This is a genomic window from Thioalkalivibrio sp. AKL7, from assembly GCF_000381705.1.
Classification (GTDB): Bacteria; Pseudomonadota; Gammaproteobacteria; order Ectothiorhodospirales; family Ectothiorhodospiraceae; genus Thioalkalivibrio; species Thioalkalivibrio versutus.
Window position 1 is genome coordinate 58,971 of the sequence record NZ_KB906954.1, and the last position, 26,010, is coordinate 84,980.

27 protein-coding genes are annotated in these 26,010 nt (G+C 65.4%); 11 read left to right on the forward strand and 16 right to left on the reverse strand.

Features of this window, described 5'->3' with window-relative positions; all coding sequences use genetic code 11:
• The first annotated feature begins 249 nt into the window (after positions 1-249).
• The gene (locus tag G315_RS0111275; RefSeq protein ID WP_231370716.1) at positions 250-852 is read left to right on the forward strand and encodes an Sbal_3080 family lipoprotein; all 603 of its coding nucleotides are present in this window, start codon (positions 250-252) and stop codon (positions 850-852) included.
• A 35-nt stretch (positions 853-887) separates the two neighbouring features.
• On the opposite strand, the gene G315_RS0111280 is transcribed toward G315_RS0111275, so the two are convergent.
• The 3 genes from G315_RS0111280 to G315_RS0111290 all read right to left on the reverse strand — a co-directional run bounded on the left by G315_RS0111280 (position 888) and on the right by G315_RS0111290 (position 4,160).
• Complete coding sequence (locus tag G315_RS0111280) at positions 888-2,192, reverse strand: redoxin domain-containing protein (RefSeq protein WP_019612524.1); 1,305 nt, start codon at positions 2,190-2,192, stop codon at positions 888-890.
• A 108-nt stretch (positions 2,193-2,300) separates the two neighbouring features.
• Positions 2,301-3,815, reverse strand: a complete 1,515-nt coding sequence (locus tag G315_RS0111285) for a GGDEF domain-containing protein (protein WP_019612525.1) — start codon at positions 3,813-3,815, stop codon at positions 2,301-2,303.
• Between the two features lie 111 nt (positions 3,816-3,926).
• Positions 3,927-4,160: a hypothetical protein gene (locus tag G315_RS0111290; RefSeq protein ID WP_018146192.1), complete on the reverse strand. Its 234-nt coding sequence runs from the start codon at positions 4,158-4,160 to the stop codon at positions 3,927-3,929.
• Positions 4,161-4,297: 137 nt separating this feature from the next.
• Here G315_RS0111290 and G315_RS0111295 point away from each other — a divergent pair, with 137 nt between their 5' ends.
• The 5 genes from G315_RS0111295 to G315_RS0111315 all read left to right on the forward strand — a co-directional run bounded on the left by G315_RS0111295 (position 4,298) and on the right by G315_RS0111315 (position 8,959).
• Positions 4,298-5,614 carry a rhodanese-like domain-containing protein gene (locus tag G315_RS0111295; protein WP_019612526.1) on the forward strand — a complete coding sequence of 439 codons (1,317 nt, stop codon included), beginning with the start codon at positions 4,298-4,300 and terminating at the stop codon, positions 5,612-5,614.
• A 220-nt stretch (positions 5,615-5,834) separates the two neighbouring features.
• The gene (locus G315_RS0111300; RefSeq protein ID WP_018146190.1) at positions 5,835-6,479 is read left to right on the forward strand and encodes a TetR/AcrR family transcriptional regulator; all 645 of its coding nucleotides are present in this window, start codon (positions 5,835-5,837) and stop codon (positions 6,477-6,479) included.
• Complete coding sequence (locus G315_RS0111305; protein WP_018146189.1) at positions 6,476-6,967, forward strand: DsrE family protein; 492 nt, start codon at positions 6,476-6,478, stop codon at positions 6,965-6,967. The genes G315_RS0111300 and G315_RS0111305 overlap by 4 nt, the downstream gene beginning before the upstream one ends.
• A gap of 70 nt (positions 6,968-7,037) precedes the next feature.
• Positions 7,038-7,538 carry a DsrE family protein gene (locus G315_RS0111310; protein WP_026182152.1) on the forward strand — a complete coding sequence of 167 codons (501 nt, stop codon included), beginning with the start codon at positions 7,038-7,040 and terminating at the stop codon, positions 7,536-7,538.
• A gap of 380 nt (positions 7,539-7,918) precedes the next feature.
• Positions 7,919-8,959: a GGDEF domain-containing protein gene (locus tag G315_RS0111315; RefSeq protein WP_019612527.1), complete on the forward strand. Its 1,041-nt coding sequence runs from the start codon at positions 7,919-7,921 to the stop codon at positions 8,957-8,959.
• Between the two features lie 16 nt (positions 8,960-8,975).
• Here the strand turns inward: G315_RS0111315 and G315_RS0111320 are convergent, their stop codons facing one another.
• The 3 genes from G315_RS0111320 to mscL form a co-directional block, all read right to left on the reverse strand.
• On the reverse strand, positions 8,976-9,743 hold the full coding sequence (locus tag G315_RS0111320) for an ABC transporter permease (RefSeq protein WP_018146186.1): 768 nt from the start codon (positions 9,741-9,743) through the stop codon (positions 8,976-8,978).
• Positions 9,740-10,708, reverse strand: a complete 969-nt coding sequence (locus G315_RS0111325) for a daunorubicin resistance protein DrrA family ABC transporter ATP-binding protein (protein ID WP_019612528.1) — start codon at positions 10,706-10,708, stop codon at positions 9,740-9,742. The genes G315_RS0111320 and G315_RS0111325 overlap by 4 nt, the downstream gene beginning before the upstream one ends.
• Before the next feature lie 67 nt (positions 10,709-10,775).
• Positions 10,776-11,186, reverse strand: coding sequence for a large-conductance mechanosensitive channel protein MscL (mscL, locus tag G315_RS0111330; RefSeq protein WP_019612529.1), 411 nt, complete (start codon positions 11,184-11,186; stop codon positions 10,776-10,778).
• 227 nt (positions 11,187-11,413) lie between these two features.
• Between mscL and G315_RS0111335 the strand changes: the two genes are divergently transcribed.
• Positions 11,414-12,907, forward strand: coding sequence for a plastocyanin/azurin family copper-binding protein (locus tag G315_RS0111335; RefSeq protein ID WP_026338873.1), 1,494 nt, complete (start codon positions 11,414-11,416; stop codon positions 12,905-12,907).
• Between the two features lie 158 nt (positions 12,908-13,065).
• Here G315_RS0111335 and G315_RS0111340 read toward each other — a convergent pair whose 3' ends face one another.
• A complete protein-coding gene (locus G315_RS0111340; RefSeq protein WP_019593882.1) occupies positions 13,066-13,413 on the reverse strand; it encodes an antibiotic biosynthesis monooxygenase in 348 nt (115 codons plus the stop codon).
• 263 nt (positions 13,414-13,676) lie between these two features.
• Positions 13,677-13,979: a DUF3817 domain-containing protein gene (locus tag G315_RS0111345; protein WP_019612531.1), complete on the reverse strand. Its 303-nt coding sequence runs from the start codon at positions 13,977-13,979 to the stop codon at positions 13,677-13,679.
• A 109-nt stretch (positions 13,980-14,088) separates the two neighbouring features.
• On the opposite strand from G315_RS0111345, the gene G315_RS0111350 reads away from it, so the two are divergent.
• A complete protein-coding gene (locus tag G315_RS0111350; RefSeq protein WP_019612532.1) occupies positions 14,089-14,706 on the forward strand; it encodes a class I SAM-dependent methyltransferase in 618 nt (205 codons plus the stop codon).
• 38 nt (positions 14,707-14,744) lie between these two features.
• Here G315_RS0111350 and G315_RS0111355 read toward each other — a convergent pair whose 3' ends face one another.
• From G315_RS0111355 to G315_RS0111375, 5 genes are all read right to left on the reverse strand, one after another.
• Positions 14,745-15,014, reverse strand: a complete 270-nt coding sequence (locus tag G315_RS0111355) for a hypothetical protein (protein ID WP_019612533.1) — start codon at positions 15,012-15,014, stop codon at positions 14,745-14,747.
• A gap of 172 nt (positions 15,015-15,186) precedes the next feature.
• Positions 15,187-15,621 (reverse strand): DsrE family protein, encoded by a 435-nt coding sequence (locus G315_RS0111360; RefSeq protein ID WP_019612534.1) that lies wholly within the window; start codon positions 15,619-15,621, stop codon positions 15,187-15,189.
• A gap of 340 nt (positions 15,622-15,961) precedes the next feature.
• Positions 15,962-17,596, reverse strand: a complete 1,635-nt coding sequence (locus G315_RS0111365) for a methyl-accepting chemotaxis protein (protein ID WP_019612535.1) — start codon at positions 17,594-17,596, stop codon at positions 15,962-15,964.
• A 264-nt stretch (positions 17,597-17,860) separates the two neighbouring features.
• Complete coding sequence (locus G315_RS0111370) at positions 17,861-18,493, reverse strand: hypothetical protein (protein WP_019612536.1); 633 nt, start codon at positions 18,491-18,493, stop codon at positions 17,861-17,863.
• Positions 18,494-18,562: 69 nt separating this feature from the next.
• Entirely contained in the window at positions 18,563-19,192 is a 630-nt protein-coding gene (locus tag G315_RS0111375; protein ID WP_018146176.1) for an alternative oxidase, read from the reverse strand.
• A 236-nt stretch (positions 19,193-19,428) separates the two neighbouring features.
• On the opposite strand from G315_RS0111375, the gene G315_RS0111380 reads away from it, so the two are divergent.
• Both G315_RS0111380 and G315_RS0111385 read left to right on the forward strand, forming a co-directional pair.
• On the forward strand, positions 19,429-19,848 hold the full coding sequence (locus tag G315_RS0111380) for a rhodanese-like domain-containing protein (protein ID WP_018146175.1): 420 nt from the start codon (positions 19,429-19,431) through the stop codon (positions 19,846-19,848).
• Positions 19,849-20,013: 165 nt separating this feature from the next.
• Positions 20,014-20,943 (forward strand): hypothetical protein, encoded by a 930-nt coding sequence (locus G315_RS0111385; protein ID WP_019612537.1) that lies wholly within the window; start codon positions 20,014-20,016, stop codon positions 20,941-20,943.
• Positions 20,944-21,029: 86 nt separating this feature from the next.
• Here the strand turns inward: G315_RS0111385 and pyk are convergent, their stop codons facing one another.
• Both pyk and G315_RS0111395 read right to left on the reverse strand, forming a co-directional pair.
• Positions 21,030-22,493, reverse strand: a complete 1,464-nt coding sequence (gene pyk, locus G315_RS0111390; protein ID WP_019612538.1) for a pyruvate kinase — start codon at positions 22,491-22,493, stop codon at positions 21,030-21,032.
• 293 nt (positions 22,494-22,786) lie between these two features.
• A complete protein-coding gene (locus G315_RS0111395; RefSeq protein WP_018146172.1) occupies positions 22,787-23,371 on the reverse strand; it encodes an ion transporter in 585 nt (194 codons plus the stop codon).
• Between the two features lie 478 nt (positions 23,372-23,849).
• On the opposite strand from G315_RS0111395, the gene G315_RS0111400 reads away from it, so the two are divergent.
• A complete protein-coding gene (locus G315_RS0111400) occupies positions 23,850-24,497 on the forward strand; it encodes an HD domain-containing protein (protein WP_019612539.1) in 648 nt (215 codons plus the stop codon).
• A gap of 328 nt (positions 24,498-24,825) precedes the next feature.
• Here G315_RS0111400 and G315_RS0111405 read toward each other — a convergent pair whose 3' ends face one another.
• The gene (locus tag G315_RS0111405) at positions 24,826-25,917 is read right to left on the reverse strand and encodes an SEL1-like repeat protein (RefSeq protein ID WP_019612540.1); all 1,092 of its coding nucleotides are present in this window, start codon (positions 25,915-25,917) and stop codon (positions 24,826-24,828) included.
• Positions 25,918-26,010 lie beyond the last annotated feature (93 nt).

Below are 26,010 nucleotides of genomic sequence, written 5' to 3' on the forward strand. Positions count from 1 at the left end.
CGCTATGTCTCTCATACCTCGAACGTAGACTCGAACTGCGGCGATTGCGCGAAATAATGCCTGCCCGCGTGGGCATTTCCTGACCCGGTAACGTCCTGCACAAGGGGGCGCGCGATCCATCTGGTGGGGGGTGACCGATGATGTACGGACGCCTTGATATTCGGGGGGTCGTGCAGGTCTGGTAGGGTGCGCGCTCGCTCGCGCGGGGCAGGTGCGCGCAGGATTGCGTCCAGAGGAAGGAAGGTGTTTGTGTTGCGAGGAATGCGTACGTTCTGGGTGGCCGGCATTGCGCTGGTGGCCACCGGGTGTTCCATCACCCAGTCGATCGAGCCGCTGGATGCGGTGGATGTCAGCCTGGTCTGCGTGCTCGACAACCCCGAGATCCACATGGCTGGATTTCAGCCCGAGATGCGCGAACTGATCGAGCAGCGAGGCATCCGCACGGACGTCTATTCCGGTTCCCGCCCTGCACGGTGTTCGCATTACCTGGAACACACCGCGAACTGGAAGTGGGATCTGGCAATGTACCTCTCGTACGCCGATCTTCGCGTCTATGACGCCCAGGGCCTGGCGGGGCAGGCCACCTACGATGCCCGCAGCGGTAGCGGGCGGATGGACAAGTTCGGGCCGACCCGAGAGAAGCTTGCGCCGCTAGTGGACGAGCTGTTTGCGCAAGTGAATGCCGTGGAGTTGATCCGCGGAGGTGAACAGGCGGATCAGGAACGCGTTGAAGACTCCGACGGCCGTTCGGTCGAGGCGCGACTGGAAGAGCTGGATCGCTTGCACGACCGGGGGCTGATTACCGAAGCGGCCTACGAGGAGCGTCTGCGCGCCATCCTGGCGGATCTTTAGCACACCCCGCGCGGCGCCGCGCCCTTTCCGGGCCGCTATGCGTCGTCGTCCAGCAGGTCGCGGATCTGGTCGGTCACGCCGGGTTCGGTCCATTCGATGGCGCCGAACAGGTAGTAGCGCAGGCGGCCCTTGCGGTCGACGACGTAGCTGGTGGGGTAGGCCATCGCGCGCCAGTCGTCGAGGGAGTCCTGTTCCGGATCGAGGAGGATGGTGAACTCGGTCTGCACCTCGTCCTCGATGAAGCGGCGGATAGTGTCCTTGTCCTCTCCCAGGTTCACCGCCAGGATGCGAAAGCCTTGGTCGCGCAGTTCGTCCTCCAGCAGTTGCATGGACGGCATCTCGTGCACGCAGGGCGGGCACCAGCTGGCCCAGAAATTGATCAGCACCACCTCGCCGCGATAGTCCTCCAGTCGATGGATATCCCCCGCCAGGTCGGGCCGCTCCAGCGGCGGGGCCGCCACGGGTTCATCCAGGGCGTTGAGCTGTGCGTCGGTGCCGCTTGGGGTGCGTACCGTCAGGTCCGTGTCCGCTTCGGCCACGGCGGGCGTCCGTTGGTGAGGCAGCCGCGTCAGCAGGTCCATGGCGAAGATAATCTCGCGGTGGAAGGTCTCGCTGGCGAGCCGCTCGGCTTCCGTCGCATCGGGGCGGAAGAAGAAGCGGTCGCGGATCCCGGGAAGCAGCCGCGCACCCACCGCGCTACTGCCCTCGGTCAGCCCGCTGCGAATCCGCCCGAGATGCTGGCGCTGGGGCGACTGGGCCGGTTGCAGGATGTACACCGGCAGATTAGTCAGCCGGACGATGGGTTGTAGTTCGGCCTCATCGGTATCCACCCCGGTATGCAGAAAGGGGCTGGTCATCAGCAGTCCGGCCAGGTAGTCGGCCTCGGGGTGGGCTTGTTGCCACTGGTACAGGCCGGTGAGCAGCCAGGGCAGGGCACGGTCATGCCCGAAGGCATAGACCGGTCGTCCGGTATCGGTGTGGGTTGCCTCGATCAGGTCCGTCACCGTGGCGGTGGGCATGTCGTCGAAGCTGGATGCCGCCTCGGGCAGGAAGTGGCCGCTGAACGGATCGACCAGCCAGGTCTCGACCCCGGCCGCCTGCAGCGCCAGCGCCTGTTGTCGATGGCCGTCCTGCAGGCCGTGTTCGGAAGGAAACCACAAAAGCACGGCGTCGCCATCGGCGCGATAGCGTTCCACCGGGATCTCGGCCCCGCCGGCCTCGATCGAGGCGGTGGCGTCGACTGCGCCCGTCGGGCCGTTCGCCTCCTGCGCCGGTGCAGCGAACGGGATCATCAGCAGGGCCGCGAGGGCAAACAGGCGTACGAGGATGCGGTGTGTCATGGAAACCTTGGTGAAGGGGCTCGGGAATAGACGCGCGAGAGCTTGATATTGCTCCACGGATCTCCTGCGGGGTGTCAGGATTGTGTTCGCCGTCGGGGATTCCGGTCCCTACAACGCGGGCATGCCTGCAACGGATATGGGTTCGGCGGGGGCGATGATGATGCGGTCACGTCCGCCGTCCTTCGCGGCATACAGGGCCTGGTCGGCGCGTCCCAGCAGCGAGTCCATGGTGTCGCCGGGGTGGAAGCTGGCGATCCCGGCCGAGCAGGTCTGGCCGTTGGGCATCGCGGTGCGCAGGCGTTCCAGCACGCGGCGGGCCTGCTGCGCATCAATGTGCGGGAATACCACCACGAACTCCTCGCCGCCAAAACGTGCCAGCAGGTCCGTGGGCCGCAGGATGGGGCGCCAGGCATCCACCATTTCCTGCAGCAGGGCATCGCCGGCTGCATGGCCGTGGGAATCGTTGAAGCGCTTGAAGTGGTCAATATCCAGGAATGCGAGGTTGAGCGGGCCCTGGGTGCGTTCGGCGCGGGCGATCTCGCGGGTTAACTGTTCTTCCAGGTGGCGCCGATTGCCGGCCCCGGTCAGCGGGTCGGTACGCGAGAGGTTCTCCAGGCGCTTGGCCTGGTGCTGGGTCTCGCGCAGCAATCCAGCCATGCGGTACAACACCAGCAGGAACAGCAGGATGGAGGCGATCGCCGCAACGCGAATGATCTCCATCTCGCTGCCCGCCGTGAACAGGATCACCATCGGCACCAGGACGGACGCGGCGCCCAGCACGAGCAGACGCCGGCCGGAGAGTTCGGCGTGCGAGGTGTGTGCGCGCGGTTCGGTCTTGGCGGAAGGATGCCATGCCGCCGCCACGATGAGGGAATAGGCAATCAACCAGAAGGCATCGGTCAGTCCGCCCGCGGTGTACCAGCCGGTGGAGTTGCCGTGGGCGTAGAGCAGGTCGGCCGTCAGATAGGCGAGCATCCCCAGGAGGAGGAAGCTGTGGGCCGTGATGCCGGTTCGGTGGAGGAACACCAGGCGCAGGACCAGGGGCAGCAGGATCAGGTCCGCGACCGGATAGCCCGTGGATACCAGCAGTTGCAGCCAGGTCAGGTCGGGGTCGTAGGTGTAGGGTGCGATCAGCAGGGCCCACCCGAGCACCGCGGCCGAAATGCCCACGATCAGGGCATCCACAAACGCGCCGTCGTCGCGTGCGGTCTGGCTTCCCAGTTGCCACAGCGCGATGGCGAACAGCGGGTATACCGACAGGTAGAAGATATCCGCGGCTGAGGGGAAGGGTTCCAGGCCCTGCAGATCGAGCCAGTACCAGATGCCGTGGCCGATGGCCGCCAGCGTCAGTGCGGTGGCGATCAGGCCCCAGGCGGTCGCGGCGAATGGCCTCGGCCGGCGCAGTGCGGCGATGCCGACAGCGAGGGCAGCGCTTGTGGTGCCCAGCACGTAGAGACTGCTGGCCAGCAGGCCATAGGGCAGGGCGACATAGGTTGCGGTCAGCAGGAGGCCAATGCCCAGAAGAACCTGCCAGGTATCCGGCCGAACGGCCCGGGCGCCGCGATGGTTTCCCCCGTCAGCGCAGTGCGTGTCGTCGTGCTGGATACTGGCCCATTTCCCCATAGACAATATGGTGACAGACCGATTGCGGGTTGTCCCGTTTCGGCATGCCTCTTGAGCCGCTCAGCCGGGCGCCACGGGCTACAAATAGCCCGTGGCGCCCGGCAGGTTACGTTACAGGCCGATCAGTTCGGCGTGGACACCGGTCGCGGTTACCGTGTCCAGCAGCTTGCGGCTGTCGACCCGTTCCGGATCGTACTCCACCACCATCAGGTGGGGCCGTTCGTCGTGACTGGAGGCGGCCATGACGCCGGGGAGTTCACGCAGGGTGTCCTGGATGCGCTCGCGGGCCGCGTGGTCGGTGTTTTCGTCGATGTGGATGGTGACATCCGCCATGTGATTGCTCATTGGGGGTTCCTTCGGCTGCTGGGCCGTGTGCCTTTACCCTGAATATAGACACTGTACGGGGTGGCTCAAGCGGAGGCCTGGCCGGCGGCGGAACAGGGGGCTATGGTGGAGGGATGGACGCCAAAAGGAGAATCACGATGCGAGCGATCTGGCTGGGACTGGCCCTTGCCGCGGTAGGTAGTACCGCGCAGGCCGAAGAACTGACGGGCGACACGCTGCTGGAGGCCGCCAACGCCGAGATCACCAACATCGACAAGGAGGGCCTGCAGGAGTGGATCGCCAGCGAGCCGGACCATGTCGTGATCGACGTGCGCACCCGCACCGAGATCGAGCGCACCGGCGGGCAGATCCGGTCCAGCGAGACGCTCAATATCCCGCGTGGCTGGATCGAGTTCGAGGTGCCCGGCGAGATCCCGGACAAGGACACCCCGATCGTCGTCTATTGCGGCCAGAACCTGCGCAGCGTGGCCGCCGCGCAGACCCTGCAGCAGATGGGCTACACCAACGTGCAGAACTACCCCGGCGGCTTCTTCGAGTGGCAGGACGCGGGCCTGCCACTGTACGTGCTGGACAAGGCGCGCGACTCGTTCCTTTATGACCGGCCGCAGGAGGTGACCGATGGCGTGTGGTCGGCGATTGGCGCGACCCAGCCCTCCACCTACGAGAACTCCGGCCACAACAACAACCTGTCGTTCATCATCACCGAGGACGGCGTGGTGGTGATGAACGCCGGCGACAACTACCTGCTGGCTAAATCACTGCACGAGGAGATCCGGAAGCTTACCGACCAGCCAGTGAAATACGTGGTGCTGGAGAACGCCCAGGGCCATGCCATGCTCGGCATGACCTACTGGCAGGAGCAGGGCGCCACGGTGATCGCGCACAAGGATGCCTGGCGCGAGATCGAGGCCAACGGCCAGGCCAGCCTGGAGGGTGCGCCCAACCGCACCCGTGACAAGGCGTTCATGACCGAGCTGGGTACGCCGGATGTGACCTTCGCCACGCGCCTCGACCTGGACATGGGCGGCGAGACCATCCAGATCCGCTACCTCGGACCGGGCCATGCCCCGGGCGATATCGCCATCTGGGCGCCCGAGCGCAAGGCGCTGATTACCGGCGACCTGGCCTTTCACCAGCGCATGCTCCCGATCTTCGATTACACCGATACCGCCGGCTGGATCGAGACCTGGCATGAACTGGAGGCCCTGGATGCCGACTACATCATCCCGGGCCACGGCGAGCCGGTGAATGACTTCGACGTGCTGCGCCGCTACACCCACGACTACCTCGTGCATCTGCGCGAGGAGGTCCAGCGCATCCTCGACGAGGGCGGCACGCTGAACGATGCCTACAACATCGACCAGTCCGCCTACCGCCACCTGGACACCTACGGTGAACTGCACCGCCAGAACGCCGGCCGCGTCTTCCGCACCATGGAGTTCGAGGACTTCTGAACCGGAATCCGGGTGCGGTGACCTGGTCATTGCGAGCGCAGCGAAGCAATCACCATCCATAACCCGGGCCGCCCATCCGCGGCCCGCCCCCTCCAGGGTATTGATCGGGCCTGTGCAGCGCATGGGCTCGATCGTTTTCCCGCGATGTATCGTGGCCGGCGTATGGCGTTTCGCATATGTTCGCGCTAAATTAGAACGAACGTTCGGTTCGGTTGTGGTGATGACGGAAAATCCGAGGCAATCGGTGCGCGGTGCCGCACTGCGCAAGCTCGTGCTGGATACCGCCCTGGAGCGGTTCAGTCGCGATGGCTATTTCAATACCTCCATCCATGACATCCGTCGCCAGGCCGGGGTCTCCATCGGCTCGATCTATCACCACTTCGGCAACAAGGAGGCGCTGGCCAAGGCGCTGTACGACGACCTGCTGCAACGCATGGACGCCGGCCTGGCCGAGGTAATGAGGCGCGAGAGTGACTGCCGTGCGCGCTGTGACGGGATCATCGCGTTCCTGTTCGTGGCCGCGATCGAGGCCCCTCAGACCCTGCGCTTCGTGCTGGAGGCGCGCCACCGCGAGTTTCTTCCGGACGAGCCACCGGTGTGTTCCTCGCAGCCGTTCCAGCGCATGCGCCAGTGCATCGAGCAGGGCATCGAGTGTGGCCAGGTACGACCGATGGAGGTTCCGGTAGCCGCCACCGCCGCATTCGGCGGCGCGATCCGCCTGTTGCACCTGCACCTCGACGGTGTCCTGGAACAACCGCTGGCGCACTACCTGGCCGAGACACAGGAGGCCGCTTGGCGGGCTATTGCCGTGACCCCGGTGGATCCATCCAATCCCGCTTCAACCCCGAAGGAGAGTCCCCAATGAAGATCGTTGCATCCCTGTTCCTGCTGCTGGCCCTGTCCCTGACCACCCTGAGTGTCCACGCCGACGTCCCCACCGATGCGCTTGCCCTGGAGGGCGTCGAGCAGGGCCGGGTGGTCTTCGACCTCAACAACACCGACCCGGAAATGCTCGCCCTGTACCTGATGGTGATTCGCGAGACGCATGAAGACTTGACCGACCAGGGTGTGGAACCGGACATGATCCTTGCCTTTCGCGGGCGGGCCGTGACCATGGTGTCCGAGGACCGCGAACGCTTCGATCTGACCGAGTTCGACCACCTCGACGCCATCGAGGAGCACGTGGCTGCGTTGAAGGAGAAGGGCGTTCGCATGGAGTCCTGTGCCGTGGCCACCCGCCTGTTCGGGGTCGAACATGGCGAGCTGCTGCCCGGCATCGAACCGGTGCGCAACACCTTCGTCTCCCTGACCGGCTATCAGGCGCAGGGCTACGCGGTCATCCCCATCTACTGAGTCCGATTGATTCAGGCTCCGAGTCCGGGGACGAGACACCCGGACCTAAACCACGAAAGGAGGAGTATCCATGCGAAACCGAATAGTGATCCTGCTGGTGGCCCTGCTGCTGCCGCTCGGGCTGGGTTCGACGGCCGCCGCCGAGGGCCTGGACAACCGTGAGGCGACCCAGGGCATCGAGACCATGCGGGCGGTCTACGACATGCGCAAGTCCGACCCGAACGTGATGCTCGCCTATTTGCGTGGCATCGCCACCAACCACGAGAACCTGATCAAGGAGGGTGTGGAGCCCGATCTGCGCATGGTCTTCATCGCCGAGGCCGTCAAGTTCATCACCACGGACCCCGAGCCGGAGATCGCCATCGACCACGGCGACACCCTGGAAGAGATCGCCACGGCCGTCGACCGCCTCGATGAGCTGGGCGTGAAGATGGAGGTCTGCGCCGCCGCGACCCGCGCCTACGGGGTGGACAACGACAAGGTGCTGGAGCCCATCCAGCCGGTCCGCAGTGGGTTCATCGCCGTCATGGGGTACCAGAACCAGGGCTACGCACTGGTCCCCGTCTACTGAGTTCCCGTCGGCCCTCACACGGGCCCGTGCTTGTCGTCGCAGGGAGGCGACGACTTTTTTGCCGGCAGCGCGGTGGAAAACCGCTGCGAACCCGTCCGGGGGACGTCGGGCGGACGGGGCATCCGCGACCCGGTCTCCCTGCTCATCGATCCCTCCTCTATCGGCCTCGAGTGATGCCCTCCACTCGGCCCCGTGCTTTGCGAATACCATGCTGCGCGAGATTCGGGAATTGCTCCGGCGGGAAACCTTGCGGGCGGGGCGGTGTCCCAGCCTCGCGTGCTGCCAAACGGCATTGGCGCGAAGTGATTTCGCACCGCGGGCGCCCCGGACGATCCAACCGGGGCGCCCGCGGCCCTCACCGAATCCATGGGATCAACGCAATGCCCAGCAGCCGTGATCTGCTTGACGGACTGGCCCACCTGACAGGGATTCGCAATGCCCAGCGTCTGGAATACAGCCTGCTCAAGACGCTGGACGACATCTACGAGAATGCCTGCATCTGGGCGATTCAGCTTGATGTCGAAGGCCAGCCCCGGAGCCTGCATACCTTTGATCGCAAGCACGATGCCGTGATGACGGTGCCGTTCGACCCCAAGGATCAGCCGGTCCCTGACGGGTTGCTGGAGCAGGCGTTGGCAACCGGTCAGCCGGTTGCCGAGGCCGATGCGTCCGGTCGTCGGGTCTCGGTCTTTCCGATGTCCGGGCTCAACGAGTTCAGTATCTGCCTGGTGTTTTCATTCGATGGCGACGATGCTGACGAGTCCCTGGATGCCCGCCTGGTCAAGAGCTTCCTTTCGGTGTATCGCAACTTCGTCAAGCTGATTGATGACGCCCAGACCGATGAGCTCACCGGTCTGCTTAACCGCAAGACCTTCGACGACAATTTTCGCGACCTTGCGACACTGGAGCGCAGCGTCCACCGGCCGGGCCTGGCGGAGGACCGCCGCCAGGAGGCCGATCCCGAGGAGACTCAGATCTGGCTGGGCGTGATCGACATCGACGACTTCAAGAAGGTCAATGACGGATTCGGCCATGTCTACGGCGACGAGGTGTTGATTCTGCTCGCGCGGCTGCTGCAACAGAGTTTCCGCGACAATGACTTGGTCTATCGCTTTGGCGGCGAGGAGTTCGTGGTGCTGGCCGAGCTTGCCGGTGCCGACAGGGCGGCCGCAGCCTTCGAACGCCTGAAACACGCGGTCGCCGCCTACACATTGCCGCGAGTCGGCCGGGTCACGACCAGCATCGGCGTGACCCAGTTGCGCCCCTACAAGACCGCCAGCGTGGTGCTGGACGAAGCCGATCAGGTCCTGTACTACGCCAAGGCAAACGGCAAGAACCAGGTCTGTTTGTTCGACCGCCTGGTTGCCGAAGGCGCGATTCAGCCGCCCACGATCAGGACCGGGGAAATCGAACTGTTCTGACCGCGCTTGTCAGCCGCTAACCGCGCGCTAGGCGGCGGTTGAGTGCGTAGACCGACAGCGGCGCGAACACCAGCACGATGCCCAGTGCCCAGGCCAGCGACCAAAGTGCCGGCTCAAGGGCCGGACCATCGGCATTCATCAGTGCGCGCGCCGCGTCGGCCAGCAGCGACACCGGGTTGGCCTGCACGAAGCCCTGCAGCCACGGTGGCATCGTATCCACCGGCACGAAGGCCGAGCTCACGAAGGTGACCGGGAACAGCGCGGTAAAGCCGAACAGCTGCACGTGCTCCGGGTCGCGTGCGATGACGCCGACCAGCACCATCACCCAGGAAAAGGCCACGGCAAAGGTCAGCACCAGCGCCACCATCGCCAGTAGATGGGCCCATGAAGTCTCGAGGCGAAAGCCCAGCAGGAATCCGACGACCAGCAACAGGGCAATACACAGCAGCTGCTTGACCACGTCCGCCAGGATGCGCCCGGCCAGCGGCGCCCAGCGCGGGATGGGCAGGGCGCGAAAGCGGTCGAACACGCCGCGGGTCAGGTCGGTGTTCAGGCCGTGGCCCACGTACACGGTGACGAACAGCATGTTCATCACGATCACGCCTGGCAGCACGAACGCCAGGTAGTTCTCTGGCGAGCCGGCAATTGCCCCGCCGAATACGAACAGGAACAGCACCAGAAACAGGATCGGCTGGATGCTGTAGTCGCCCAGCTCCCAGGGGTTGCGCCGCACCTGCACCAGGCTGCGCCAGGCCAGCGCCAGGGTCTGATCGAGGGCCTTCATGGCGTGTCCTGCGCGTTGCCCGACTCTTCGCGGCTGGCCCCGCTGCGCCCGGTCAGGGACAGGAACACATCGTCCAGACTGGCGCCGCGCAGCCCCAGCTCCGCGACCTCGATGCCGGCGGCGTCCAGCTCTCGCAACAATGCGGGCAGCAGGGCCGGGTCCGACACCGGTACGCTGATCGTTTCGCCCTCCACACGGGGCGGGGTGCCCACCATCGCGGCGACCCGCTCGCCGGCTGCCGCGGCCTGTTCCGCGCGGGCCACCATCAGGAACAGCGAGCGTCCGCCGACCCGGGCCTTCAGTTGTGCGGCGGTGCCTTCGGCGATCACGCGTCCGTGGTCCAGTACTACGATGGAATCGGCCAGGGCATCGGCTTCCTCCAGGTACTGGGTAGTCAGCAGCACGGTTGTGCCGTCGGTCTGCAGTTGGCGGACACGCTCCCACAGGTCGCGGCGGGCCCGCGGGTCGAGGCCAGTGGAGGGCTCGTCGAGGAACAGGATGCGCGGGCGCCCGACCAGGCTGGCGGCCAGATCCAGCCGACGCCGCATCCCGCCGGAGTAGGTCTGGGCCGGGCGCTGGCCGGCCTCGCGCAGGTCGAAATCCTGCAACAACTCGTCAGCGCGGGCCCTGGCCTCACGGCGTTTCAGGCCCAGCAGGCGGCCGATCAGGATCAGGTTCTCCCGTCCGGTCAGCTTCTCGTCCACCGAGGCGTACTGGCCGGTCAGGCCGATGATCTCGCGCACCCGAGCGCCGTCGCGAGCCACATCGAAGCCGCCTACACGGGCGGCCCCGGCGGTGGGCGTCAGCAGGGTGGCGAGCATCCGCACCACGGTTGTCTTGCCGGCGCCGTTTGGCCCCAGCAGGCCCAGTACGTGGCCGGCCGGCACCCGCAGATCCACGCCGTCCACGGCCCGCGTACCGCCAAAGTCGCGCACCAGGCCTTCCACTTCGATGGCGTTGTCCAAACTCGTCTCCCTGTTCGATGCCCTTGCTGAGACGCCGTCTGGCCGTACCGGTTCCTCAGCGTGTCCCTCAGTCGTCTTGCCGCACCTTCAGCAGGTCGCGGATCTCCGTCAACAGTTTCTCTTCGTTGCTGGGTGCCGCGGGTTCCTCCGGCTTGGCCTCTTCCTTGCGCTGCAGGCGGGCGATCCCCTTGATGGCGGCGAATACCACCACGGCGATAATCAGGAAGTCCACCACGCGCTTGATGAACAGTCCGTAATTGATCGTGACCGCCGCCACGCCGTTCTCCGCCTCGCGCAGCACGATCGCGAGTTCTCCAAAGTCGACCCCGCCGATCAGCAGGCCGATGGGTGGCATCACTACATCGGATACCAGTGATGACACGATTTGGCCGAAAGCCAGCCCGATGATGACCCCCACGGCCATGTCGACCACGTTGCCGCGCGCCACAAACTGCTTGAACTCGTTCACGATGCCCATGGCCCTTCACCAGTCGATGGATGCTGCTAGATCTATAGGCCAGCGCCGGGGCGGTTGCCATGGCAGGGCGAAGGGGGGAGACCGGAGTTTGCGCGGTGGGCACGTCAGTTTGAGTGCCGCGCCGTTGCGCTTGACGCGCGTGATTGTGCCGCGCGACGCTGTAAATAGATGCATAGTCTATAAAGGTTATAGCGGAGCGTCGTGGATCCGATCCAGAAGAGGGGGCAATGAAACGAATAGAATCGGCATATCCTTCGGCCATTGGCCGTAACCCACTGGGTGGACATTTCGCGGCCGGGTTTGCCGTGGTCCTGTTGTGGTGTTTCGCCTCAGTGGCCCAGGCATCGACGGGCCCGGATTTCAGCGAACTGTTCGGCGACAGCGACTTCCTCGAGATCATCGAGCGTGACGAGGGGCTCGAGACGCGGCCGACCGGGTATGTGCACCCGGATGCCGAGCCCGATCATGTGTTCCGCATTGATCTGGACGAGGGGCAGGTGCCGATCGGGCAGGGCGTGGTCTATGACGGCTTCCTGATCGACGGGAAACTGCCCGGGCCAACCTTGCGGGTGACCGAGGGCGACATCGTGCGCATGGAGATCACCAACAGCGGCGATGTGATGCATGGGGCGTCGATCCATGCCGCCTATACCCAGACGTCGAAGCACGTGGGAAACATCCTCCCCGGGCAGACCAAGTCGGTCACCTTCCGGGCAACCACGCCGGGCGTGTTCATGTATCACTGTGCCCCGGGTGGTCATGCCATCCCGATGCACGTGATGTTTGGCCAGTACGGGATGATCGTGGTCGAGCCGCGCGATAAGTCCTACCAGCTGGAGGCGGATCTGGGGCAGGAGCCGGATCTGAAGCTGTACATGCTGCAGCACGAGCTGTACGCCAGTGGCAAGGAGGCGGTGGAAGGCGATGTCAGCTATACCGCCTTCAATGGCGCGCTGTTCCGCTATGTGGAGAACCCCATCCGGGTCCGTCCGGGCGACTACGTGCGCATGTACTTCCTGAATGTCGGCCCCAACCTCCTGTCCACCTTCCATATTGTGGGCATCCTCTGGGACTACGTGTACTGGCAGGGGCACCCGGAAGCACAGTGGCCCGGCGGGCAGACGGTAACCGCGGGCCCTTCGGACTCCTGGGTGATCGAGTTCCGCATCCCGCCGGAGGAAGGCGTCTACACGATGCTGGATCATGGCGTCGGGGCCACCAGCCGGGGTGCCATCGGGCTGCTGGACGCCCGAGCGGACGCGGAGACCTCCTCCGAGATCCTGGCCGAAGGCCCCTCGTACGAGCCGGCAGAGCGTGCGGAGCGGATCGGTGAAGCCCGGCGTGTCCTCGCGCCGTTCGGCATTCCCGACGCCGACACCAATCCGGTACCCGCCCGGGCGGATCGTCCGGTCCGGTTCGGGGCGGATGTGGACGAGGTCGTGATCGAGATGAAGGGCAATTCCTTCTACCCGAAGGTGGTCGAGGTGGCGCCGGGCACCAAGATCACCTGGGTGAACGAGGATGTCTTTACCTATGGTTTCGGGGAGACCTCGGGTGCGCACAATGCCGTCGCCATGCGTGGCCCGCAATCGTTCGCCACGGCGATGCTGGGTCACGCCGAGAGCGACAGCGTCACGCTGACCGAGCCGGGCACGTACGACTACATCTGTGCCCCGCACCCGTACATGGAAGGCCGCATCATCGTGCGCGATCCTGAGTAGGTCAGCGCTGAGTCAGGCCATCCTGGCCTTCTCGGAGCACGGGGGCTGCAGCGTGCAGTAACAAAATGCCAGCCCATCAGTGTTTCCTGAACACCCGGCAGGCCGGCTGGACGCGGCCCGATCGGATCGAGCCGCGTGTGACGGGTTGGTGGCGAGGATCAGGCTCCGTGGGCGCTGCGGGAGTCGTCCGGCGCCTGGTCGCGGTCGTGCATGCCGTAGTCGCGCACGACCTCGGCCACGCGCAGGCGGTAGTCGGCGAAGATGCCGCCGCGGCCGGCCGCCTGCACCTGGCGGTGTTCCTCCAGGTTGCGCCATTCCCGAACGGCGGCTTCATCCCGCCAGAAGGACAGTGACAGCACCTTGCCCGGCTGGCTCAGGCTCTCGAAACGCTCGATGGAGAGGAATCCGTCGACGTCCTTCAGGTGTTCGCGCAGACTCGCGGCCGCATCCAGGTAGTCCTGTTTGCGTTCGGCGTGTGGTTCTACTTCGAAGATTACGGCGATCATGGTGGGCTTTGCTTCGGCCGGGATGAAGGGCCGATTAAACCACGTGAATGCCGGTGCTGGGGATGGGGTTCAAGGGGCGAGGAGCCCGTTGGATTGATTACAGCGCCCCCCGGACTCCGCCATCCCGGCCGGAGCGAAGCGCAGAGCCGGGATCTCCTGCGTTGGCGACTCCCCCAACGGCGGAGACCCCGGCTCGCCGCTGCGCGGCGTCCGCGACGAAGGGCAGGGGCGCGGGCGGTTGGAGGGCTGGTGATGAGTGGGCTTCAGGCTGTATCGGGGGTGCTCGCGGTCGGCGTCTCGCGCCGGATCAGGTGGTCGACGTAGAGGAAGCCGAAGGGCACCACCCCAAGGAACAGGACCAGCAGCCATTTCCAGACTGGCCACCCGCTCAGGTGGCTGGCGATCAACGACGTCGCGCCATAGACGATGAACAGGATGCCGTGCACCCAGCCCACGTAGGTCACCGCCAGTGGCATATCCGCGTAGGTGCGTAGCGGCATGGCGACAAAGAGCAGGGTGACGAGGGAAATGCCCTCGACAATGCTGATCAGGCGGAAGAATTTCATAGGGCTGGCCCGGCGGCATGGGAATCGGCGCGGAGGGTAGCACACGGGGCCCGAACGCCTGATAACCTTCCGGTACGATAAGCCTTTGCTCCGGTAACCAGGAACCCGCATGAGCACCAAGCCGCACTGGGAAGACGTCTACCAGACCCGCGCCACCGATGCCGTGGGGTGGTATCAGGCGGAGGCGCGGACGTCGCGAGCCCTGATTCGGGCGGTGGCGTCGGCCCCCGATGCCGCGATTGTCGATATCGGTGGCGGTGCCTCGGTCCTGGTGGACGAACTGCTGGCTGAGGGCTATCGCAACCTGACGGTGCTGGATCTGTCCGGGGCGGCGCTCGAGAAGGCGCGCGAGCGGGTCGGGGAGTGCGCCGCAGCGGTCGCATGGCAGGAAGCGGACGTACTAGAACACGCATTCCCAGAGGCCGCGTTGGATGTCTGGCATGACCGCGCGGTGTTTCACTTCCTGACCCATCCGGATCAACGCGCCCAATACGCGAGGCAGATGCAGCATGCCCTTCGCCCGGGGGGGCATATCGTAATCGGGACCTTTGCGCTGGATGGCCCAGAAAAATGTTCCGGCCTGCCGGTGCAGCGGCATTCCCCGGAGACCCTGCAGGACGCGTTCGGCCCGGATTTCGCGCTGGTGAAGTCGCAGCGGGAGGTCCACGTGACCCCGGGCGAGACCGAGCAGTCGTTCAACTGGTGCGTGTTCCGCAAGAACGACTGATCCCGAGTGCTCCACGTTCAGCGGTGCCGACGCGGCGATCAGCGGCGTTTGACCTCCGCGGCATGGGCCTTGGCCCGGGAGCGGATCTCCTCGAAAAACAGTGCCTCCCAGCGGGTGTTGCGTTCGTCCCTCGACAGGGCGTTGTCCTGCGCCTCGCGCTTGAGGCGCTCATCCGCTCCCGTCTCCGCAGCGTCCAGGATCTGCTTGAAGCTCTCCTGTGCCGCGGCCGCCTTCGGGTCGATCCCTAGGCGTTGCAGGACATCGGCCAGCAGTGCCCCGCCTTTCTTCCACTTCGACCAAAGCCTCATAAGTGGCCCCCTGGGGTTCGTTTGGAACGGCCCGGTCCCATGCGTGACGGGCTCGGAGCCTGGGCTCCGCCAGACAACAAACAGTGTACCCGGGCGCGCCTGCAATGGAATCCGGCCGTCCAAACGGAAAAGGCCCTCCGAAGAGGGCCCCGTCAGCATCGAAAGCGGGCGATCAGTTCGAGAAGAAGCGCACGTTCGGATCGGCCATATAGGCACCGACTTCTTCCGGGTCGGCCGGGGTGATGCCGTCAAGCAGGTCGGCCTCGGTGTAGTCCGTGTTCGGCAGGAAGATGGCGCAGGTCTCAACGGTGGCGCCGTTGTTGAGCAGGTTCATCATCAGCTGCTGTGCGTTCCGGTCGGCCGGCTGCATGGTGGCGCCGTCGAAGTCTTCGGTCGCCATCGTCGCGGCGGGACCGCACAGCAGGACGCGGATCTCCTGACCCTGACGCATGCTCTGGTTGGCCAACACCATGGACATGAACTGGGTGTGGTCGTCGGCCGAGGTGACGCTGACGAACAGCTTGGAGGGCTCATCCGCCTGCGCAACTGTGCCGGCACCGGCGAGGGCGAGAAGGGCGGAAGCGGCTAGAGTCTTGATGGCTCGCATGGAAGCTCCTGATCGGTTCTTAAAGTGGAATGCCAGAATATAATCGTATGCTGATACTAAAAGCAAAAGAATGCGTCTAGATCGCGTTTATCGGGCCACCCCCAAAGGGTCCACCTTCGTCGGGTGGAGGCATCGCGGGCAACTTAAATCTGGGAGTGCGTTCGGCGGCTGGAGTTCCCGGTGCCCCGTGACGAGCCCCCATTTTTCGCATCGCAAGCTCGGATCGCGCGGCTGCTCCTGACGGATCCGTTTTTTTCGGATGCTTTCGTGCAAAGCGGTAGCCGCCCGCCTGGCAAGCCGGAGCCGAAGCCGAGCTCACGGTGCCCTATAAGCGTGGGGGTCAGCCAATGCGGTAGGCGGAGGCCAGGTCGCGTACGCGCGAGGCGATGTCCGCGACCTCCTGGCTGGCGGTGGCCGTCTGGCGGGCCCCGTTGGCGGTATCGCCGGTGATGTCATTGATGGCGTAGATATTCCGGTTGATCTCTTCGGCCACCGCGTTCTGTTCTTCCGCCGCGCTGGCGATCTGTGTGGTCATGTCGCTGATTCGGCCGACCGCTTGGACGATGGATTCCAGCGCTTGCCCGGCGCGTTCGGCGTCGTTGCTGGTGGCCTCGGCCATTTCGCGGCCGCGGCCCATCGCGGTGACGGCGTTGCGGGTGCCCGCCTGCAGCGACTCGATCATCGCCTGGATATCCGCCGTGGAGTCCTGCGTGCGCGAGGCGAGGGTACGCACCTCGTCGGCGACCACGGCGAAGCCGCGTCCCTGTTCGCCGGCGCGGGCGGCCTCGATGGCCGCATTCAGGGCCAGGAGGTTGGTCTGCTCGGCAATGCCGCGAATGACGTCGAGCACCGAGCCAATCTGCTGCCCCTTCTCGTCCAGGTTGCGCACGGATTCCTCGATGGTCGCGACTTCGCCCGACAGGCGTCCGATGTCGCTGACCACCGTGCGCACCACTTCGCCACCCGCGCGGGATTCCTGATCGGCTTCCTGGCTGGAGGACGCGGCATCGGAGGCATTGCGCGCGACCTCCTGCACCGTCGCGGCCATCTCGTTCATCGCCGTCGAAACCTGTTCGGTCTGCGAGCGCTGCTGGTCGATGTTCCCGTTGGTCTGGGTACTGACGGCGGACAGCTGTTCCGCGGCAGAGGCCATCTGGTCCGTCAGCGTGCGCAACTCGCGGATCGAGTCCTGGAATTGGTCGAGCATGCTGTTCAGGGCGCCTGCAGTGGCGCCGATCTCGTCGTCGGAGCGAACGTCGACCCGGCGCGAGAGGTCATGGTGCTCGGCGATCTCCGTGAGTGTCTCGCGCATCCGCGAGATCGGGAGTGCCACCGAGCGATACGTCCACACCCCGGTGACCACGACGATGATCAAGACCACCAGCATCAGCGCGCCGCTGCGCAGCAGAACCTGGGTGTAGAACGCCGATACCCGCTCGGCTTCGGTCCCGGCAACATCGATCTGCAGGTCGACCAGCTGGGTAATCTGGTCGCTGATCGGATCGATGGTGTCGTACAGGGGACCGTTGAAGGCGTCGAGCTCGCCCTGGACATCGCCGGACATCCCGCCAAGAGCCCCCTCCAGACGGTCCAGGTGGGCGTTGGCTGCGCGGAACAACCCGCGGGCACCATCGGCCAGTTCCTGCTCACGGGGCGTCAGGGTCGTGGCCAGGTAGGCGTCCCAGATCTCGGCGATCTCCTCTCGTGCCTTACGGACGTCGGCGAGTGCCTCTTCCGCCGTCATCCGTCCGGCGTCCGCCTTGTTGACCGCGTCGATGACCAGCACCGCATAGTTGTCGGCGATGGTCTTCAGCTGCTGCAGGGGCACGACGCGGTCGTGATAGATGTTCTGCACGCCCTCTTCGATGTTGGCTGTGCCGCGGGCGGCCAAGGCCGCCAACAGCAGGAGCGCGGCCACGGGTACCACGATGGTGATGACCAGCTTGGATCGAACGGAGAGCGAGCGGAAATTCATGGGCGGTCCTTGTGTGGCCAGTATTGGGAGCAGCCCGCAACCTCGGGCCATGACCACAGTAAACGGCCTGGCCGGCCAAACCTTGAGGTGGATCACCCGTTGCGACGTCCGCTAGAGTCCGCCGCCAGCCGGTTCGAACGGGTGTCGGGCCTGCGCGGTTGGCGGCGTATTTGTTAGGGGTTCCGCGGGGTTTGCTGCGGGGCCGACTGACGAAGCAAGAGGCAAGGTTTGAACCCAAAGGTCGCGAAGGTCTCGCGTTCTACTTCATCTCGCGGACGGTCCGGACGACAGGGTCTCGCGGATGCGCCGCACGTCGCGCACATACTCCAGCATGGCTGTCATGGCATCGGCGAACAGGTAGGCGCCGAACAGGACCATCCCGCCCGCAAACAACCCGGCGAGGGGCCACAGGATCGCCGTCAGGATGGCCAGTCCCCAGCTCGCTGGTTCCACCAGCTCGGCTTCAAGGCCGAACGCGGCCACCGCAACGCCCGCAAAGGGCTCGACCGCCGTCAGGGAGATGACCGACAATGCCAGTGCGAGCAGCACGAAGGCAATCGCCAGCAGTTCGCCGACCAGCCGTGTGCAGACGACAACGCAGGTGATGGCGGGATAGTCCCGCGTCGCCAGCGCGCCCAGTGCGCGGGCCCTTCGCCACAGGAGAACGACCCAGGCCAGCACCGCAACGGCAAAGAGGGCCTGCAGCAACACCAGGGATGCGACCGGCCAGGGCACCTGCGGCGTTTCCTGTGCCAGTGTCCAGAGCGTCACCGATGTCAGTAGCCCGCCCAGGCCCGTCAGGACCGCCATACCGCGCAGCCCCCATCCCGCCAGCCGCTGCAGGGGGAGTGCGCCCTCGGTCCCGCCGGTTGTCTCGTCGTTCACGGCCGTCTCCATGTCGTTCGCATACGGCCACACGATAGTGCCCGAAAACCGGCCCCGTCAGGTCGCGGGAGAGCGCCCGGGTCAGTCTTTCTTGCCGAGCAGGTCGGCGAAGCCGTGGTTAACGTCCCGGTGGCCTGCCTCGTCGGCGCGTACCGCGCGGATCACGTCGGACAGGCGGGCATCTTCCGCAAGGTTCCAGTACTGGATCGCGCGTTCCGGCGCGGCGACGTTATCGAGCCCGCCGGACTCCACTTCCTCCAGGTACTCGGTATAGCTGACGACCGCTTCCTCTTCGAAGTAGCCTACGATCCGGTGCGCCGTACGCGACGAGATGATGTAGATCATAAAGAACAACGTGTAGAAGAAGCCCTGCGCCAGGATGATCAGGAAGCGCTCCAGCCAGTTGGGCGAGGTGATCTCGATGAAGGTGAGCAGGTGCATGCGCTCGTTCTCGGCCTCGTCCATCAGCGTGCGGATCCAGCCGTGGTCATCCTCCATGCGCCGCAGCGAGCGCAGGTGCTGCAGCGTGGCGCCCACCATGCCGGGGACGCCCGCAACCGTCTCCAGGACCACGGCGCGGTGTCCGTAGCGCCGGGCAAAGAAGGTGTCGGCGAAGAATCGCATCAGCGAGGTAAAGCCCCGCGCGACGCGGTCGGAGAAATCCCGGGGTTCGTGATGGCGGCTCAGGTCGATGTCGTGGTCGTTCGGCATGCTGCCCCTAACGCTGATCAGTGCGCCGTTTCAGGCGGCAGGTATCCATGGAGCATAGAACCCGCCGTCTGAAATGTCGTGGGGCCGCTTCACAGAGCGTGAAACCCCATGCATGACAGAAGCCCGGACCGGGTTTCTGATGTCCAATGTCGAGGTTGTGGATGCAGCGGTGCAATCGGGGGAACCGGGAGCCGAGAAGGCGGCCTCAGAGAGAGGCGAACATCAAAGGAGAGCGCATGGCGAACGAAACGAGCAAGCCGCAGCTGGAGATCAGCGTGAACGCGGCGCGCGAACTGGTCGATATCGGCCTGGCCGTGTTGCTGGATATCCGTCAGCCCTTTGAACTGGAGCTGGAAGGCGCGGTAGAAGGTGCTGTCCCTGTGCCCCTGTTCCGCCTGAAGCAGCTGCTGGGTCGCGAGCTGTCCGAGGAGGAACAGGAACTGCTGGATGCGGACGAGCCGGACGAGCGGGATTTCCAGCACTTCATCTCCCTGATCAACCGCCACCACGTCACCCAGGACCAGATCCTGCTGTGCCTGTGCAACAGCGGCCGCCGCAGCCTGCGTGCCGCAGAGCTCCTGCGGGACCTCGGGTATGCACGCTGCCTTTCCGTCCGGGAAGGTTTCCGCGGCTGGACCAGCAAGGGAGACACATGATCCATGGGCATGTTCGCCCGTGCTGATCGCGGATATGGGCTATCTAAGGAGGTGAGTGGGGGCGATTTCGCCTCAATGGTCACCGTTTCGGGCCCTGACCCGGGGCCGACCCCGTCATGACCGTCAATGGGCGCCGGCCGGGTGATTCTACGGAGGGGCGCTGCCATGCTTCGACTGCCGGCCGTTCCGTTTGCCCACCAATCCTGGTGCTGCCGACTGCGCATCGTCGCGCTTGTCGGGTTGGCTCTGCTTGTCGGAAGCCCTCTACTGGCGCATGCGGATGGCGCCGAAGACTGGCTGGCCGCCATTGCCGAATCACCGCTGGGCGAGCCGATTGCCGTTACCTCCACTGTGCAGGGCGGCGTCGTCGAGGGGGCGGTGCACGCCCGGCTGCCGTATTCGTTTGCGCTGGTGGCCAGTGAGCTGGAAGCGCTTTCGGCGTGGTGCGAAATCACCGTCCTGCACATCAACATCAAGAGCTGCGTCTACCGCGAGGGGGCGGACGCCTTGCTGCACCTGTACGTGGGCCGTGCGCGTTACGAGCAGGCAGAGTATGCAGAGCGTGTGGAGCTCGTCAGGCGGTCGGCCCAGATGGGTGAGGACTGGCTGCTGATCGAGCTGGAGGGCGATCGTGGGCCCTACGGAACCCGGGATTACTCCATCGTCGTCCACGTCGTGCCGCACGACACGGGGACCCTCGTCAACCTCGAGTATTCGTTGCGCTTTGGGGTGATTGCCCGGCTGGCCGCGCTCGTCTACCTCGCCACCGGGGGACGCGAGCGGGTGGGTTTCACCGTGGTCGGTTACGAAAACGGCGAGCCACAATACATCGGCGGCCTGGAAGGCATGATCGAGCGCACCGTCATGCGCTTCTATCTTGCACTGCAGGCCTGGCTCGACGTCCGCGACCGGCCGGCTCAGGAGCTCCTTTTGGCCCGCCTGGAACGCTGGTTCGACCTGACCGACGAATACCCGCGCCAGCTACGCGAGCTGGACCGCGAGACCTACCTCGAACAGAAGCAACGCGAGTACGCGAACCAGCAGAGGCTGCAGGATGCCCCACCGCCCCGCCGGCGCATCCTGCCCCTGGACTGACGGGCTATCCGAATCTCCCTGTCCTTGCAGCTCGGACAGGAGGCGGGTGTCGTGTTCTTCCGTCTTCGGCCGCACGGGGGTGTGGGTCAGGGGTGCTCCGGTGCGTCGGCGTATTGCTGGCGGGGGCGGTCGAGTTCGAGCAGTTCCAGGCGGTGGTTGCCGGTCGGATGGGGCCCCGAGGGGCCCTGGACGAGGAGGGCGAGGCCGTCGTCGATGCCGTGCTCGGTGAGCCACTGGCGCGCGAAGTCGTTCCAGTCGGCGCGGTCCTCGGCGACATCCACGGGGTGGACACCGTAGGAAAACTGCAGGCCCTGGGCGGTGGCCGGGTTCGGGGTGAAGGCGGCGATCCAGCAGGGCAGGCGCAGGCGGGCGATGCGCCGGGCGGTGGCCCCACTGGCCGTAGGCGCCAGCGTGACCCGTGGCAGGCGCCGCTGCGCGGTGTGCAGTACGCTGCGCGCGATCAGGTCGACGGCGCGGTCAAGACCTGCCTCGTCCGGGTCGTCGGGGCGGTCGGCGCTGATGCCGCCGTCGCGTTCCGGTTCGATGGAGCGGGCGATGGCCGCCAGCATCGCCACGGCCTCCACCGGGTACAGCCCCATCGCCGACTCGGCGGAAAGCATCACGCAGTCGGTACCGCCGAGGATGGCGTTGGCGACGTCGGTGGCCTCGGCGCGGGTAGGGCGGCGCGAGGCGACCATGGACTCCAGCATCTGGGTGGCGGTGATCACCGGGCGGTTGTGCCGGTTGGCGCGGCGGGTGATGCGCCGCTGGGCGAGGGCGATGCGCGCGATCGGGATCTCCACTCCGAGATCTCCTCGCGCCACCATGATGCCGTCGGCGGCCTCGAGGATGCCGTCGAGCTGCTCCAGCGCGGCAGCGCGCTCGATCTTGGCGATGATGAAGGGGGCGTAGTCCAGTGCTTCTGCCGCCTTGCGCACCGCAAGGATGTCGTCGCCGTCGATCACGAAGCTTTGGCTGACCGCATCCACGCCGTGTTTCGCCGCAAACCGCAGCCATTGGTGGTCGTCCGTGGTGAAGGCGCGGATGCCGAGATCGATGCCCGGCAGATTCAGGCCCTTGCGTGAGCGCAGTTCGCCGCCGGTATGCACGCGGCAGATCACTTCGCTGCGCTCGACCGTCACCACCTCCAGCTCGATGAAGCCATCGTTCAGAAACAGGGCATCGCCCGGCTGCACCGCCTCCGGCAGGCCCGCGAACGAGACGCTGACCCGCGAGGCATCGCCAATACAGGCCTCGGTAGTCAGGGTGATGGTCTGGTCGGTGTGCAGTTCGATCGGCTCTTCCGCCAGTTCGCCGATACGCATCTTCGGACCGGGAAGGTCACCGAGGATGGCGACGCGGGTGTCGGTCGCGCGCGCGGCGTCGCGGATGCGGCCGATCAGCTCGGCATGGTAGGCGGCATCGCCGTGCGAGAAGTTCAGCCGAGCTACATCGAGCCCGGCCAGCATCATGCGCCGCAGCGTCTCTGGTGAATCGGACGCGGGCCCAATGGTGGCAACGATCTTCGTCTTCTGCGCGGGAAACGGCATGGGCGGGTTATTCATCCGGGCGGTGTCTTAGGAGGGTAGACCGTCCGCGGGTACCTGTCGCCGTGCCCGTGGCGTGTCCATGTGCGGCCGCTGGAATCGGTATACGACCTTCGTAGACGACCCTCAGTGCGATGCGTCCGCTTTAATCGTGGCGTAACCCTGCCGGAGCAGTGATAGCGGCCCGTTGGGTCGAACGTTCGGACCATCGGAACAACATGGGTGTCCTCTTCTTCCTGGTCCTGGAGCAAGAAGGATGAGCGAGATAACAGCACAACCCATCGAGCGGTTTCCGTTTATTCGTTCATGTCTTCGCGCTTTGAGCGCTCCTCCTGACGTCGCTTGCGAATGGTGCTGGACTTTATGAATGGCAGGAGTTTCAGCAGCCCCGTAACAAGGCGTGAACGATAGTACTCGACGCGTACGATGAAGCGGACAGCCCAGTGTTCCTTACCCAACTTTTCCTTGGCCTCTGTTATCGCGGCACTGCTGCCGGCATTGCGGACGCTGGCCAGGCGGAACAGTTCAATCTGTCGGAGCAGGGCCGTGTGTCGCAGCAGCGGCAGGGGACGGAGAAGTCGGATCAGGCGAGTGGATTTGAGTATCTCGTGAAGCAGTGGAAACGAGAAGATGATAATCAACACCGACAGCCAGTTTTCTTTGGTCGTCTTCCAGCGGTCATGCGAGATGGCCATGTAAAAAGCATACTCGACCACGAACACGGCCCAGATCAGCCAATCGGCGACCGTGATCAGGGGGTGTTCCACGTCTAACCAGTAAGTGATCGTCAGCGGTACGGTCAGTATGGCGGCAATGATGACGGCAGCGGTCAGGTAATTGCTGAGCGATTCTTCAAGCGCCGATTCAAGCTTCAGTCGCACCGGCTCCCTCCCGCTACCCTGAGTGGCCGCCTTCCAGCGCACGAATGGCAATGGATAACGTCACGCGAGGGATTCGTGCCTTTGCATGGCGCGTTCGTCATCAACACAGACTGTTCGCCACCATAGGCCGAGGTCAGGCTGGCGTCGGTACGGTGCCAAACAAAGCGGTTTCGAGGCTCTTTGCGGCGGAAAAGCCCGCCTTTTCTCCAGCAGGGCGAGCGCCGCGGTTGACGCCAGGAGCCCGTACCGCTGGGGTCGGTGAAGGCCGGCTGCAAGAAGATGGGGATCTCTTCTTCCGGCTGAGGGGGTACCACTAGCTCCGCCATGATCGGAAGGAGGGGCAACAGGCAAGGTCGACCCCATGCCATGCGCGCACCCAATAGCGTGACGCACTTGACTGAGACCGGCGCCGTAACATGGAGCCCTTCTGATTCGGTTTCTCTACAATACCCGGCATCACACCCTTCCGGATCAACCCATGCAGCTGGAACAACGCGCCCGTTCCTTCGCCATTGCCGCGCATGCGCGCGTCGAGCACGTCTGCCGGTATACCGGCGAGCCCTATATCGTGCATCCGGCGCGGGTTGTGGAACTGCTGCGTTCGGTGCAGCACACCGAGTGCATGCGGGCGGCCGTCTGGCTGCAGGACACCATTCGGGATACCGGGGTCAAACCCGAGACCCTGGAGCGGCTGTTTGGTGCGGAGGTCGCAGAAATGGTGGTGATGATCAGCGACGTGAGTCATCCGGAGGACGGCAACCGGGCCCAGCGCAAGGCGATCGACCGGGCGCATCTGGCGCGGGCGACGGCCCCGGCCAAGACCGTGAAACTGGCCCAGCTGATCGATCTGGCCTGTACCGTATTCATGCATGATCGTGCCTTCACCCCGGTGTTTGTTCGCGAGAAGGGGGCCTGGCTGGAGGTGCTGGAGGGCGGCGACCCGTTGCTCTGGCGCCAGTTGCGGGATCTGACACCGGCCATGCACCCGGAAATGGCGGACAAGGACGCCGACTGGCGTCGAAACTGCCCCTTCGCACGGCGCTCTCCCCTGCGCCGGTACGATGTCGCAGTGGGGCATGGTGTTCGGGAAGGATCCAGTAACCAGGACACGGCTGCGGCCGGGTGAAGCGACAGCCCGAACCGCGCAGGAACAGGAACCCGGTCCCCATTATCGCGGTCGGCGTCTGGTTGTTTCTTGCGCGGGTCTGACACCGTCCCCAGCAGCGGGGGCAGATCAAATTTGTCACGTTGGGAGCAGCGTTGGCCTCACTCGCCGGGGACGCTCGTGGTCCTCGTGCCGATCGGGTGATGGACTACTAACTGGAGGCTCGGCCTTGCGCGCCTCGGGAAGGAAGGGGGCAGACCTGGCCTTTTTCTCTGCCTTCACCACAGGGGCAAAAGGCAAGGTGTGACCCCATGCCGCATGTGACCCCATGCCGCAGCGCGCTGGTGGATTAGCGGGAGGTCTCGGCCTTGCGCGCTTCGGCCTCCGCGCGTTGCTCCGGGGTGAGCTGCTGGTGGATGTAGTCGCGCGCCTCGGCCGCCGGCTTGTGGCCCTGATCCGCCGCCCGCGAGAACCAGACCCAGGCCGATACCCGGTCGACCTCCACCCCATAGCCCTCGGCCAGCACGATCCCCAGGTTGTACTGCGCCGGCGCCAGCCCCTGGCGGGCGGAGGCCTCATACCAGCGCGCCGCCGCCGCTTGGTCCTGCGGTACGCCCAGGCCCCGATCCAGCAGGACCCCAAGATTCGCCTGGGCCTGGGGATGGCCCGCTTCGGCCGCGGCGCGATACCAGTGTGCCGCCGCCGTCAGGTCTTCCTGCGTACCGTTGCCGTCGCGGCAGAGGTTGCCCAAGCGGGCGGCGGCGTCCGGGTCCCCAGCCTCGGCGGCTTGCCGATACCAGTGGGCGGCCCCGGTCATGTCCGTTGCCACGCCGTCGCCCTGTTCCAGGGCCAGGGCGAGGTTGAAGGCCGCGTCGCGGTGTCCCGCCTCGGCGGCCCGGGCGTAGTACTCGGCTGCGGCGGCCCGATCGCGCGCGCATCCGCTGCCTTGCTGGTGCGCGACACCGAGACTGTTCAGGGCGTCGGGGTCGCCGTGCTCCGCGGCCCGCTTCCACCACTGGACCGCCTCTTTGGCGGCCGTTTCACCGCCCTGGTTCAGCAGCAGCACCGCCAGATTGTTCTGCGCCACCACGTGCCCGGCCTCGGCCGCGCGGCCATACCAGTGCCGGGCCGCATCGGTATCCGCCGGGTCTGCCTTCTCGGCCATCACGCCCAGGTTGAAGCTGGCATCGATCAGCCCCTGGTCCGCGGCCAGTGTCCAGTACTCGCGCGCACGCTCGGCATCAGCTTCCAGGCCCAGGCCGTCGGCATACAGAATCCCCATACCCAACCGGGCCCAGGCGGAGCCCGCCTCGGCGCTGGCCGCCCAGCGCTCTCCGGCGGTCCGATAGTCGCCCCGTTCGAACGCGGCAAAGCCGTCCTGATCGGCTTGGCTCGGCCCTTCGGCCGGTTGGTGGTCCGGGGAGTTGGCAGACGTGCCCATAGCCGTTGCTCTCGCTGGCAGTGTTTGCGGAGCGTCCGAGCATACAGCCTGGACTCCCGGCCGCAAGCAACCCCAGGCCCCTACCAAACCGGA